At 66.6% G+C, this 12,507-nt stretch carries 14 protein-coding genes; 7 read left to right on the top strand and 7 right to left on the bottom strand.

Annotated elements, in window-relative coordinates; translation table 11 throughout:
• Positions 1 to 49 precede the first annotated feature (49 nt).
• From mgtE to FQS62_RS05120, 4 genes are all read left to right on the top strand, one after another.
• Complete coding sequence (gene mgtE, locus FQS62_RS05135; RefSeq protein WP_049444183.1) at positions 50 to 1,411, top strand: magnesium transporter; 1,362 nt, start codon at positions 50 to 52, stop codon at positions 1,409 to 1,411.
• 63 nt (positions 1,412 to 1,474) lie between these two features.
• Positions 1,475 to 1,741 carry a hypothetical protein gene (locus FQS62_RS05130; protein WP_049444182.1) on the top strand — a complete coding sequence of 89 codons (267 nt, stop codon included), beginning with the start codon at positions 1,475 to 1,477 and terminating at the stop codon, positions 1,739 to 1,741.
• Positions 1,742 to 1,812: 71 nt separating this feature from the next.
• Positions 1,813 to 2,610, top strand: a complete 798-nt coding sequence (locus FQS62_RS05125; RefSeq protein ID WP_208044180.1) for a carboxylesterase family protein — start codon at positions 1,813 to 1,815, stop codon at positions 2,608 to 2,610.
• Positions 2,611 to 2,747: 137 nt separating this feature from the next.
• Complete coding sequence (locus tag FQS62_RS05120) at positions 2,748 to 3,239, top strand: REP-associated tyrosine transposase (protein ID WP_049444179.1); 492 nt, start codon at positions 2,748 to 2,750, stop codon at positions 3,237 to 3,239.
• 92 nt (positions 3,240 to 3,331) lie between these two features.
• On the opposite strand, the gene FQS62_RS05115 is transcribed toward FQS62_RS05120, so the two are convergent.
• From FQS62_RS05115 to FQS62_RS05105, 3 genes are read right to left on the bottom strand one after another with little or no spacing between them, the layout of a single operon-like run.
• On the bottom strand, positions 3,332 to 4,282 hold the full coding sequence (locus FQS62_RS05115; RefSeq protein WP_208044179.1) for an aspartate carbamoyltransferase catalytic subunit: 951 nt from the start codon (positions 4,280 to 4,282) through the stop codon (positions 3,332 to 3,334).
• Between the two features lie 16 nt (positions 4,283 to 4,298).
• Positions 4,299 to 4,793, bottom strand: a complete 495-nt coding sequence (gene ruvX, locus FQS62_RS05110) for a Holliday junction resolvase RuvX (RefSeq protein ID WP_088481055.1) — start codon at positions 4,791 to 4,793, stop codon at positions 4,299 to 4,301.
• Positions 4,786 to 5,352: a YqgE/AlgH family protein gene (locus tag FQS62_RS05105; RefSeq protein ID WP_057499390.1), complete on the bottom strand. Its 567-nt coding sequence runs from the start codon at positions 5,350 to 5,352 to the stop codon at positions 4,786 to 4,788. The genes ruvX and FQS62_RS05105 overlap by 8 nt, the downstream gene beginning before the upstream one ends.
• Before the next feature lie 91 nt (positions 5,353 to 5,443).
• Here FQS62_RS05105 and FQS62_RS05100 point away from each other — a divergent pair, with 91 nt between their 5' ends.
• Both FQS62_RS05100 and FQS62_RS05095 read left to right on the top strand, forming a co-directional pair.
• Positions 5,444 to 7,231 (top strand): DUF4153 domain-containing protein, encoded by a 1,788-nt coding sequence (locus FQS62_RS05100; RefSeq protein ID WP_208044178.1) that lies wholly within the window; start codon positions 5,444 to 5,446, stop codon positions 7,229 to 7,231.
• Complete coding sequence (locus tag FQS62_RS05095) at positions 7,228 to 7,770, top strand: DNA-3-methyladenine glycosylase I (RefSeq protein WP_208044177.1); 543 nt, start codon at positions 7,228 to 7,230, stop codon at positions 7,768 to 7,770. Before FQS62_RS05100 ends, FQS62_RS05095 begins: the two co-directional genes overlap by 4 nt.
• A gap of 33 nt (positions 7,771 to 7,803) precedes the next feature.
• Here the strand turns inward: FQS62_RS05095 and FQS62_RS05090 are convergent, their stop codons facing one another.
• Entirely contained in the window at positions 7,804 to 8,511 is a 708-nt protein-coding gene (locus tag FQS62_RS05090) for a YitT family protein (protein ID WP_226053632.1), read from the bottom strand.
• 110 nt (positions 8,512 to 8,621) lie between these two features.
• Entirely contained in the window at positions 8,622 to 8,834 is a 213-nt protein-coding gene (locus FQS62_RS05085; RefSeq protein ID WP_129550566.1) for a DUF4287 domain-containing protein, read from the bottom strand.
• Positions 8,835 to 9,160: 326 nt separating this feature from the next.
• On the opposite strand from FQS62_RS05085, the gene FQS62_RS05080 reads away from it, so the two are divergent.
• Complete coding sequence (locus FQS62_RS05080; RefSeq protein WP_226053630.1) at positions 9,161 to 10,060, top strand: LysR family transcriptional regulator; 900 nt, start codon at positions 9,161 to 9,163, stop codon at positions 10,058 to 10,060.
• A 78-nt stretch (positions 10,061 to 10,138) separates the two neighbouring features.
• Here FQS62_RS05080 and FQS62_RS05075 read toward each other — a convergent pair whose 3' ends face one another.
• Together FQS62_RS05075 and FQS62_RS05070 are read right to left on the bottom strand one after the other, a co-directional pair.
• Positions 10,139 to 11,122 carry an aldo/keto reductase gene (locus FQS62_RS05075; RefSeq protein ID WP_049444166.1) on the bottom strand — a complete coding sequence of 328 codons (984 nt, stop codon included), beginning with the start codon at positions 11,120 to 11,122 and terminating at the stop codon, positions 10,139 to 10,141.
• Between the two features lie 207 nt (positions 11,123 to 11,329).
• Positions 11,330 to 12,493 (bottom strand): PilT/PilU family type 4a pilus ATPase, encoded by a 1,164-nt coding sequence (locus FQS62_RS05070; protein ID WP_049434422.1) that lies wholly within the window; start codon positions 12,491 to 12,493, stop codon positions 11,330 to 11,332.
• Between the last annotated feature and the right edge of the window lie 14 nt (positions 12,494 to 12,507).

The raw sequence follows: 12,507 nt of genomic DNA, 5'->3' as shown, positions 1-12,507 counted from the left end.
GCCGCATCCTTGCCGGGATCGCGGCTTTTCTTATCCCGCGGGAGCTGCGATGGCTGAAGCTGTACGCCACGACAAGACTGCGCGCCAACTGCGGATGCTGTCCGATGCACTGGACAGCGGTCGGCTGGGCCCGGTGCGTCGCCTGGTCAACACCCTGGCGCCGGCCGAAATCGGCAACCTGCTCGAATCGCTGCCGCCGGGCAAGCGTGCCATCGTGTGGGGCCTGGTCGACCCGGAAGACGACGGCGAAGTGCTGGTCCACGTCGGCGAGGAAGTGCGCGAAAGCCTGCTGGCCGACATGGACCCGGACGAGATCATCGCCGCGGTCGAAGACCTGGACATCGACGATCTGGCCGACCTGGTCGAAGACCTGCCGGATACGGTCATCGACGAAGTCCTCAAGTCGATGGACCGCGAGAACCGCGAGCGCCTCGAACAGGTACTGTCCTATCCCGAGGACAGTGCCGGCCGCCTGATGAACCCGGACGTGGTGACCGTGCGCGCCGACGTCAACGTCGACGTGGTGCTGCGCTACCTGCGCCTGCGCGGCGAACTGCCGGACCACACCGACCACCTGTTCGTGGTCAGCCGCCGCCACCAGTACCTGGGCCGCGTCTCGCTGGCCGCGCTGGTCACCCATGAAGACACCACGCCGATCAACCGCCTGATCGACGACGAGCAGCCGGCCATCGACGTGGGCGAGAGCGACCAGGAAGTGGCGCGGCAGTTCTCCGACCATGACTGGATCTCCGCGCCGGTGGTGGACGACAACAACATCCTGATCGGCCGCATCACCATCGATGACGTGGTGGACATCATCCGCGGCCAGGCCGAGCACCAGGCGCTGGGCGCCGCCGGCCTGGACGAGGACGAGGATCTGTTCAGCCCGGTCTGGCGCGCCATGCGCCGGCGCCTGATGTGGCTGTCGGTGAACCTGTGCACCGCCTTCCTGGCCTCCAGCGTGGTCGGCCACTTCGAAGGCACCATCGACAAGCTGGTCGCGCTGGCCGTGCTGATGCCGATCGTCGCCGGCCTCGGCGGCAATGCGGGCACCCAGGTGCTGGCGCTGATGGTGCGCGGCCTGGCACTGGGCCAGGTGGGCGCGTCCAACGCGCGCACACTGCTGTGGAAGGAAGTGCGGGTGGCGCTGTTGAACGGCGTGATGCTGGGCTCAGTGCTGGGGCTGATCGTGCTGGCCTGGTTCCACTCGCCCGGGCTGTCGGCGGTGATCGCCATCGCGCTGACCTGCAATCTGCTGTTCGCAGCACTGGCCGGCGTGCTGGTGCCGCTCACACTGAAACGCTTCGGCTTCGACCCGGCCTTGGCCAGTGGCATCTTCCTCACCGCCGTGACCGACTCGATGGGCTTCTTCACTTTCCTCGGCCTGGCCACCCTGGTCCTGCTGCATTGATTCCTGCGGGGTCGGATTCCTGCGACGCAGGCCTCCGACCCACCTCCATTCCTGGAACCTCCCATGGCAACAACGATCGAAAACTACTTCCAGCCCGGCTGGCGCGACCAGCAGCACACCTGCCCGGCCTGCGAATGGAAGGGCTGCTCGCGCGCCATGGTGATGGAGCTGGACGAGGATGCCACCGAGTACGACTGCCCGGTCTGCGAGAACCCGATGCTGGTGGTTCTGCATCCGAACATGACGCAGGTGCAGGCAGCTGCGGCCGAAGGCAACGCCGAGGCGCAGGAGCAGTTGGACATCATCGCCAGTTTTCCGCGCCCGCAGTGACGCAGCGCATGATGCCGTGTTGACCCGCGGCGGACTAGGATGCAGGTGACCCTGCCGCCCCGGGAAATCCCATGGTCCGTTCGATGTCGCGCTGGCTGCCGCTGCTGGCCTTTCTGATGATGACCGGTTGCACCTCGCTGCCGGACAGCGCGCGCGGGCGCTTCGAAGCCCGCGCGGTGAAGGTGGAGGGGGAAACTGCCTACTACCAGGTGTTCATACCGGCCGGCGTTGAGGCCACCGCTCCCACCAAACTCCCGGTCATCCTGTTCCTGCACGGCTCCGGCGAACGCGGCGGCGACGGCATCAAGCAGACGTATTCGGGGCTGGGTCCCTATCTGCGCGAGCACCCCGACTTTCCGGCGCTGGTCGTTTTCCCGCAGGCGGCGAAGCACTCGGAATGGAGCGGCAACAACAATCGCATGGCCGTGGCCGCACTGGACGCGACGATCGCCGAATTCGGTGCCGACCCGACGCGGCAGTATCTGACCGGCATGTCGATGGGCGGCTATGGCAGCTGGAACATCGCGCTGGATGACCCGCACCGCTTTGCCGCGATTGTCCCCGTGTGCGGCGCGGTACTTGCACCACGCGCGAAGCGCCCGTCCCTGTTCGTCGAGCAGGTCGCCCAAGAGGCCGACCCCTATACAGTGATCGCGAAGCGCTTGCAGCACACACCTATCTGGATCTTCCACGGTGCACTGGATGACGTCGTGCCACCGGACGACGACCGCAGACTGCATGTCGCATTCCAGAGCGCCGCCGCACGCGACGTGCGCTACACCGAATACCCGGAAGGCAACCACAACGCCTGGGACGCCACCTATGCGGACCCGGCAATGTGGGAATGGCTGTTCGCGCAGAAGCGCTGAGCTGCAGCTTCTGGTAGTTGCCAACCTTGGTTGGCATTGACTGCTCTGGTAGTTGCCAACCTCGGTTGGCACTGGCCTACCTGAAACCAAGCCATTCCCCGATGTTCAGTGGAAGCAGACCCGTCCATGCTTGCTCCATGCAGAACACACGTCTCCTGCTCGGTCGTCGCTCCAGCATCGGCCTCAGCTATATCCTCACCACCGTCGTCCATGACCGCGCGCCGCTCTTCACCAACGCCGCAGCGGCCGACTTGGCAGTGCGCGAATTCCAGCGACTGGATCAGGAAGGCTTCACCCGCTCGATTGCCTACGTGGTCATGCCCGACCACATCCACTGGCTGATCGAACTACGTGCAGGAACGCTGGAAACCGTCATGAAGCGTTTCAAGTCGCGCACAGCCCAGCAGGCAAACCGGTTGTTGGGGCGAGTCGGACGCTTCTGGCAGGCCTGCTATCACGATCATGCGATCCGCTCTGACGAATCGTTGCACCGGCATGTGATGTATCTGATGGGAAATCCGATCAGGGCCGGGCTGACGACGCGGTTTGGGCAATATCCCCATGCATGGTGCAAATGGGAGCTTGGGGCTTCGTGTGATCCGCTCGACAACTTGGGCGCGGATGGATAGTGCCAACCAAGGTTGGCATCTACCAGAGCGGTGCGCGGTCAAGCCGCGCGGGAAGTGTGTCAACCAAGGTTGACACCTACCAGAGCGGGCGATCAGCCCAGCAGGGTTTCCAGCACGGCCATGCGCACGGCGACGCCGTTGGCAACCTGGCGCAGCACCCACGACTGCGGGCCGTCGGCCACCTCGTCGGTCACTTCCACGCCGCGGTTGATCGGGCCCGGGTGCAGCACCGCTGCATCCTTGCCGGCGCGGGCCAGGCGTTGGTTGGTCAGGCCGTACTGCGCGTGGTACTGCTCCAGCGACGGCACCAGGCCTTCTTCCATGCGCTCGCGCTGCAGGCGCAGCATCATCAGCGCGTCGACGCCTTCCAGCATCACGTCGAAATCATCGCCGACCACGCAGCCCTTCAGGGTCTCGTCATCCGGCAGCAGCGACTGCGGGCCGCACACGCGGATCTCGCCCACGCCCAGCGTACGCAGCGCATGCAGGTCGGTGCGGGCCACGCGCGAGTGCTTCACGTCGCCGACGATCACCACTTTCATCTTCGAGAAATCCGGGCCCTTGGCCTGGCGCAGGGTCAGCATGTCCAGCAGGCCCTGGGTCGGGTGCGCGCTGCGACCGTCACCGGCGTTGATCAGTGCAGTGCCCTCGCCCGCCGCTTCGGCCAGTGCGGCCACGGCGCCATCATCGGGGTGGCGCACCACGAAGCCGCGCACGCCCATCGCTTCCAGGTTGCGCAGCGTGTCGCAGGCGGTTTCGCCCTTGCGCGTTGACGAGGTCGAGGCATCGAAGTTGAGCACATCGGCGCCCAGGCGCTGCGCGGCCAGCTGGAACGAGCTGCGGGTGCGCGTGGAGGGTTCGAAGAACAGTGTGCACACCGCCGAACCGGCCAGCACGTGGCGCTTGTTGCCGACGCGGCCGACTGCGGCATCGCGGATCTGACCTGCCCGGTCAAGCAGCTGCAGCAGGGTCTCGCGCGGCAGGCCCTCCAGGGTCAGCAGGTGGCGCAGGCGTCCGGAGGCATCGATTTGCTGGGCAGTCATGGCGGGAGTCGGGCAGTCAGGGAATGGGGGTGGCGTCGTCGGGGGACGACAGCCAGCGGTCGATGATCACCGCCGCGGCCACGGCATCGAGGGCAGCCGCATCACGGCGGCGCTTGCGCCCTTCGGCGCGCTCGACGGCGAAGCGGCGGGCGGCCTCGACCGAGCTGGAACGCTCGTCGATCATCACCACCGGCAGCTTGAAACGTTCCCGCAGCTGGCGGGCGAAGCCCTGCGCACGCTTGCGGTTGGGCTGGTCCTGGCCGTCCAGGGTCAGCGGGTCGCCGACCACCAGGCCGTCAGGCTTCCATTCCTTGAGCAGGCGTTCGATCGCGGTCCAGTCCGGGCCGTTGCCGTGCACATCGACCACGGCCACCGCACGCGCATGGGCGGCGAAGGCACTGCCGATGGCTACACCAATACGGCGCGAGCCGACATCGAAACCCAGAACGGTGCCATCACGGCGAATCGCCGGTGCAGCAGCATCCGGCGCGGGCGTGATGGGCTCAGACATGGCCGCTGTAGTCGGTCAGCCGGAACAGGTCCACACCGATGCGCGAGGCGGCACCCTGCCAGCGCTGCTCAAGCGGCACCTGGAACACCAGTTCGGCATCGGCCGGCACGGTCAGCCAGCTGTTCTCGGACAGCTCGCTTTCCAGCTGCCCCGCGCCCCAACCGGCACAGCCGAGGGTGACCACGGCGTTGGCAGGACCTTCGCCGCGCGCCATCGCTTCGAGGATGTCGCGCGAGGTGGTCAGGTACAGGCCGTCGCCCACGATCAGGCTGGAATCCCACGCCCGCGCGTCGTCATGGATGACGAAGCCGCGTTCGGGATGCACCGGACCGCCGTTGAGCACCATGCGCGCCTGCAGGTCGCCATCACCGGTGGTGATGTCCATCTGTGCAAGCACTTCACCCAGCGTGTACTCGGAAGGCTGGTTGACCAGCACGCCCATCGCCCCGTTCTCGTCGTGCTGGCAGATCAGCGCGACGCTGCGGGCAAAGGTCGCGTCGAGCAGCGACGGCAGCGCGACGAGCAGGTGATCGGCAAGGGAGGTCGGCGTTACAGGCATGGTCCCATTCTACCTGCTGGGGGCGGGATGGTCGCGCGATGGCGGCGAACAGCGATGGGCTAGGATGGCGCTTTGCCATGGAAGGTCGTCGATGCCGTCTTCATCGCCCCAGACCCTGCCGGCACGCAGCGCCATCGTCCTGATTGCCCTGCTGCAGGGTCTGATGCTGTATTCCGCGCAGGAACTGTCCGATGCGTGGCCGTTCCGCGATATCGGCTGGCGCTACTGCTGGTACGCCTGGGTGCTGGCCATTCCCAGCGCGGTGGCGCTGAGCCTGGTCGAGCTGGGCCAGCGCCGCCTGTGGCTGCAGGCCGCGCTCGGTTCGGCGGTGGTGCTGGCGCTGGCCGCCTGGACCGGCTGGAACCTCAACGGAGAGACCGCACTGGACTCGGGCGCGCTGCAGATCCCGCTGACCCTGGGCATGGCCGTGGCGGTGTTCGTGGCCCTGCCCTGGTGGCAGTTCCAGCTGCAGCACGGGCATTGGCGCGCCAGCTACCCGGAACTGTTCGAGCGTGCCTGGCAGAACGGATTGACCCTGGCCCTCGCCGCACTGTTCACCGGGCTGACCTGGCTGCTGCTGTGGCTGTGGGCGGCCCTGTTCCAGCTGCTGGAGGTCACGGTCTTCCGCGACCTGTTCCGCCAGGATGCCTTCATCGCCCTGGCCACCGGCAGCCTGGTCGGGTTCGGTGTGCTGATCGGGCGCACCCAGCACCGCGCGATCCAGATCACCCGCCAGGTGCTGTTCGCGATCTGCCGCGGGCTGCTGCCGCTGCTGTCGTTCATCGCGGTGCTGTTCGTACTGAGCCTGCCCCTTACCGGGCTGGAACCGCTGTGGAAGACCCGCTCGGCCGCCAGCCTGCTGCTGGTGCTGTCGCTGTTGCTGGTGACGTTCACCAATGCGGTCTACCAGCAAGGGGACGACACCACGCCCTACCCCCTGCTGCTGCGCCGGCTGGTTGAAGCCAGCCTGCTGGCGCTGCCGGTCTACGCGGCGTTGGCGCTGTATGCACTGGCCCTGCGCGTGGCGCAGTACGGCTGGACCGTGGACCGGTTCTGGGCGGTGCTGATCGCGCTGGCCGTGGCCGGCTATGCCGTGGGCTACGCAGTGGCGGTGCTGTGCCGGCAGAGCCGCTGGTTGCAGACACTGGAACCGGTCAACCGCTGGATGTGCTGGGCGGTGCTGGCACTGGCATTGCTGGGCAACTCGCCGCTGCTGGACCCGGTGCGGCTGACCCTGCCCAGCCAGCTGGCGCGCCTGCGTGCGGACCCGCCGGCGATCACCAGCAGTGACGTCAATGTGCTGCGCTTCGATCTTGGGCGCCGTGGCGTGCAGGCGCTGCGCGACCTGCAGCATGATCCGGCCATCACCGGCGATGCCAACGCGCCACAGGTGATCGCGGCAGCGCTGGCACGCACGTCACGCTGGGACGACGGACAGCGCCTGGACAAGGGCCCACAGGACGTCGCCGCCCTGCAGCGCGCGCTGAAGCTGGCCAAGGGATCCAGCTCGCCACCGGACGACTGGTGGCAGGCACTGGCCACGCGCGCGATCGATGGCGAATCCTGCGCTCAGAGCGAGCGCGACTGCCTGATCGTGCATCGCGACCTGGATGGCGACGGCAACACCGACGTGCTGCTCTGCGAGCTGTACACCATCCGTGGGCCGGACTGCGTGCTGTACGCACGTGGCAGGGATTCCCAGTGGCGCCGGGCCGGTTCGCTGTTCGGCACCGTCAGCGGTCAGGCCGAGGCAATCAACCAGGCCCTGCGTGATGGCAAACTCACTCTCGAACCGCCGCGCTGGCCGATGCTGTCCATCGGTGGGCGCCCCGCAGTGGCCATCGATCCCGAACCCGAATCCAACGAGTCTTCCCCATGAGCGGCTACTGCCTCATCGCCCCGGGCCATCCGGTGCACGACTACTACCACGCCAACGAGTACGGCTTTCCGCAGCGTGAGGAGCGCGAGCTGTTCGAGCGGCTGGTGCTGGAAATCAACCAGGCCGGCTTGAGCTGGGAAACGATACTGAAGAAGCGCGAGGGCTTCCGCGCGGCCTATGACGGCTTCGATGTGGACCGGGTGGCGGCGTATGCCGAGCAGGACATCGAGCGGCTGCTTTCGGACGCAGGCATCATCCGCAACCGGCTGAAGGTACTGGCGGCCATCCACAACGCGCAGGTGATCCAGCAGCTGCGGGCCAGTCATGGCAGCTTCGCGGCGTGGCTGGATGCGCACCACCCGCGCAGCAAGGCCGACTGGGTGAAGCTGTTCAAGACGACCTTCCGCTTCACCGGCGGCGAGATCACCGGCGAGTTTCTGATGAGCCTGGGCTACCTGCCGGGGGCGCACGCCGAGGATTGCCCGGTGCATGCGCGGCTGCTGACGCTGTCGCCGCCGTGGTTGCAGGTCTCCAGGTAGTGCCGGCCGCTGGCCGGCACTACCGTCGAGTCGTCACACGCCCATGTAACGACCGGGGCGGTGGTTGAACATCAGCACCAGGCTGAGCACCACCGCACCGATGGCCGAGTACAGCACCTTCGACGGCGACAGCACGAAGAACGCGGCCACCATCAGGCAGGCGTCGTAGGACATCTGCACCTTGCCCGCGCTCCAGCCACGGGTGCGTTGCAGGTACACCGCCAGGATGCCGATGCCGCCGAGGCTGGCACGGTGGCGGATGAAGAACAGGATGCCCAGGCCGGACAACGCGCCACCCACGATCGCCGAATACAGCGGGTTGATGTGCGAGAAGTCGATCCAGCGCGGCAGCAGGTCGGTCAGCACGCCACAGGCGGTGACCGCAGCGAAGGTCTTCAGGGTGAATTCCCACCCCATGCGTCGCAGCGCCACCCAGTAGAACGGCAGGTTGACCAGCACGAACACCAGGCCGAAGTTCCAGCCCATCGCGTAGTGCAGCAGGAAGGCCATGCCGGCCATGCCGCCGATCATCAGCCCGCCCTTGGCGAAGATGGCAAGGCCCAGCGAGGCCACCATCGTGGCCAGCATCATGCCCTGCACATCCTCGGCGATCGAGTGACGCAGCGCTTTCTCGTCGGCGGTGGTGCCGGCGCTGTCGGGCGGCGGGGTCAGCGGACCGGCGGTGACCAGGTGGCCGTCAGCGTCGTCGCACGGCGCGGGGCCATGGGAAGGAAGGGACATGCGGGTGGGGGACAGCAGGTGGGGAGCGGTATTAGACACGATCTGCATGACAGTTGCAGATGAAATCGTTCAGCTGAATGCGCCCCGCCCTGCCCCGGGCCCGCCGCTGATCAGCCCTTGCCGGTCAGATGGTGCGCCACCAGCGCGTTGGCATGGCCATGGCCCAGCCCATGCTCACTCTTCAGGAAGCTGACCAGTTCCATGTGTTTCAGGCCCTTCTTCCCTGCCAGCAGCCCGAGCCAGTGGGCGACCGGCTGCCCATAGGTCTTCTCGATGGAGGGGAAGTACGAGGCCGGGCCCTTGGGCTTGGTGTCAGTGCTCATGTGCAGCTCCCGTTGAAGTCATTCATTCGACGAACCACAGACGCAGAAATCGACATACCCACACGTCCGACCCAGTGCCGACCAACGGTCGGCACCCACCAAAGCAGAATGCCGTTCCAACAGCTCGCGGGAAATTGTCGAAGGCGGGGTGGCTCAGGTTGCGGGGGCGTGAGCGCCATGGATGGCGCGACCGAGGCTACATGGACGTACTTGCGCCGTCCCCCGCAACCTGAGCCACCCCGCCTCCCACGGGAAGCCAGCTTTTGACGTTGCCGTTGACGTTGATTCGGCAGGTGCCGGGCGCAGCCCGGCCGTATCATCCCCTCATGCCCCGCGAAAACCTCAACGACCTGCAGGCCTTCGTCCACGTTGCCCGCGAGGGCAGCTTCACCAAGGCTGCCGCCCAGCTGGGGGTCTCCCAGTCCGCGCTCAGCCATGCCATGCGCGGCCTGGAACAGCGCCTCGGCGTGCGCCTGCTGACGCGCACCACCCGCAGCGTGTCCACCACCGAAGCCGGTGCCCGCCTGCTGGATACCCTGGGCCCGCGCCTGGCCGAGATCGAGGACGGGCTGGCCGCATTGGCCGAATACCGCGAACGCCCGGCCGGGACCATCCGCATCAATGCCACCGGCCATGCCGCCGAGTACATCGCGTGGCCACGGCTGGCGCCGCTGCTGCAGCAGTATCCGGATTTGAAGGTGGAACTGGCCGCCGACTACGGGCTGGCAGACATCGTGGCCGAGCGCTACGACATCGGCATCCGCCTCGGCGAACGCTTGGCCCGCGACATGATCGCGATGCCGATCAGCCCGCCGCTGCGCATGCGCGTGGTCGGCACGCCCAGCTACTTCCGCCAGCACGTGGTGCCACGGCATCCGGACGAGCTGGCAGACCACAACTGCGTGACCCTGCGTCTGCCCACGCATGGCGGGCTGATGCCGTGGGATTTCGGGCAGGACAGCAACGAACTGAGCGTGCGCGTCACCGGCCAATGGACCTTCAACACCATGGGCATGACCCGCGCCGCTGCGCTGGCCGGCAGCGGATTGGCCTGGCTGCCGGAAGACCAGGTGCAGCCGATGCTGGACGATGGCCGCCTGCAGTCGGTGCTGGACGACTGGTGCCCGCATTTCGATGGCTACTACGCGTACTACCCGTCGCGCCGCCACGTCACTGTGGCGATGCGCACGGTGCTTGATGCGCTGCGCGGGCCGATGAAGGGGTGAGGGTTGAGGAGTGCGGACCAACGGTCCGCACCCACCTCGGTCCGCACCCACCACCAACGGTCCGCACCCACCTGGTGGTCAGCCCTTGGCTTGCGCCGCACGCTGGGCGTTGTAGCGCTCACCGACAATCGATACTTCATCCAGCGCCTGCGCGATGCGCTGCAGCTCTTCCGGTGCCAGCTGCAGGTCGGCCGCGACCAGGTTTTCTTCCAGGCGATGGACCTTGGTGGTGCCCGGAATCGGCACGATCCACGGCGCCTGCGCCAGCAGCCAGGCCAGCGCCACCTGCGCCGGCGTCGCCCCCCGTGCTGCAGCAATCGTACTGATGCGATCCACCAGCGCCTGGTTGGCGCGGCGTGCCTCCACTTCGAAGCGCGGCACGCTGTTGCGGAAATCGTTGGCGTCGAAGGTAGTGTCGGCATTGATCGTGCCGGTCAGGAAGCCGCGACCGAGCGGGCTGAACGGCACGAAGCCGATGCCCAGCTCCTGCAGGGTCGGCAGCAGCTCGCGCTCCGGTTCGCGCCACCACAGTGAGTACTCGCTCTGCACGGCGGTGACCGGCTGCACCGCATGCGCGCGGCGCACGGTGGCGGCACTGGCCTCGGACAGGCCGAAGTGGCCGACCTTGCCCTCGGCGATCAGGTCGCGCACGGTGCCGGCCACGTCCTCGATCGGCACGTTCGGGTCGACGCGGTGCTGGTAGAACAGGTCGATATGGTCGGTGCGCAGGCGCTTGAGACTGGCTTCGGCCACGGCGCGGATGTTCTCCGGGCGGCTGTCCAGGCCGGTATCGGTGCGCGCCTCCTTGAAGCCGAACTTGGTGGCGATCACCAGCGTGTCGCGGTAGGGCGCCAGCGCCTGGCCGAGCAGCTCTTCATTGGTGTACGGGCCGTACACCTCGGCGGTGTCGAAGAAGGTCACGCCGCGCTCAACGGCGGCGTGCAGCAGCGCGATGCCCTGGCTGCGCTCGACCGGCTGGCCATAGGCATGGGTCAAGCCCATGCAGCCCAGGCCCAGGGCGGAAACCTTCAGGCCACTGCGGCCGAGTTCACGTGTCTGCATCGTCGTGCTCCAGAGGGGGAGCACTGACGATACGCCTGCTTGGGCTGCCGATTGAATGGGCAGCGTTGCAGTTGGTCATGACTGGAATTCATCAATCGCCCGCGCGCGAGGTAGAGTCGACTGTCAGTCGACTATCGCGCGCAGCGCGGCATTTCCCTGACCCTCGAAAGAGCAGTCGACTGACAGTCGACTCTACCGATCTGCAGGTCACCGGATCTCGGAGATCTCCACGCCGTCCAGCCCCTGCGACAGGGTACGCGCGTCGCCGCCCTGGCTGAGCTTGATGCGCAGGCGCACCTCGTTCTGCGAATCGGCGTAGCGCAGCGCGTCCTCGTAACTGATCTCACCGGCCTGGTACAGCTCGAACAGGCTCTGGTCGAAGGTCTTCATGCCCAGCTGGACCGAGTCCTTCATCACTTCCTTCAGCTTGTGAATCTCGCCGTCGCGGATGTAGTCCTGCACCAGCGGCGTGCCCAGCAGGATCTCCATCGCCACCTTGCGCGAGCGGCCATCGGGCGAAGGAATCAGCTGCTGCGCAACCACGCCCTTCAGATTCAGCGAAAGGTCCATCAGCAGCTGGTTGCGGCGGTCTTCCGGGAAGAAGTTGACGATGCGGTCCATCGCCTGGTTCGCGTTGTTGGCATGCAGGGTGCACAGCACCAGGTGGCCGGTTTCGGCGAACGCGATGGCGTGATCCATGCCTTCGCGGGTACGCACTTCGCCGATCATGATCACGTCCGGCGCCTGGCGCAGGGTGTTCTTCAGCGCGGCTTCCCAGCTGTCGGTATCAATGCCGACTTCGCGCTGGGTGATGATGCAGCCCTCGTGCTTGTGCACGAATTCAATCGGGTCTTCGATGGTGATGATGTGGCCGGTCGAGTTCTGGTTGCGGTAGCCGATCATCGCCGCCAGCGACGTCGATTTACCGGTGCCGGTGGCGCCGACGAACAGGATGATGCCGCGCTTGGTCATCGCCAGCGTCTTGATGATCGGCGGCAGGCTCAGTTCTTCCACGGTCGGGATGCGCGTCTCGATGCGACGCAGCACCATGCCGACCTGGTTGCGCTGGTAGAAGCAGCTCACGCGGAAGCGGCCGACACCGGACAGGCCGATGGCGAAGTTGCATTCGTGGGTCTTCTCGAATTCCTCGCGCTGCGCCGGGGTCATCACATTGAGGACCAGGTCGCGGCTCTGCTGCGGCGTGAGCGGGGTCTGGGTGATCGGCGAGATCTTGCCGTTGACCTTCATCGCCGGCGGCATGCCGGCGGTGATGAACAGGTCCGAGGCGCGCTGGTGCGCCATCAGTTTGAGGAACGAAGTGAAATCGATGGTGGTCGCGGTGGTGTTCACGGCGGGCTCCCAATGGGGCATGTACCAGGAAACGG

The organism is Stenotrophomonas sp. SBJS02 (assembly GCF_020428325.2).
Taxonomy (GTDB): Bacteria; Pseudomonadota; Gammaproteobacteria; order Xanthomonadales; family Xanthomonadaceae; genus Stenotrophomonas; species Stenotrophomonas africana.
This window is presented reverse-complemented; position numbering and strand designations above follow the sequence as displayed.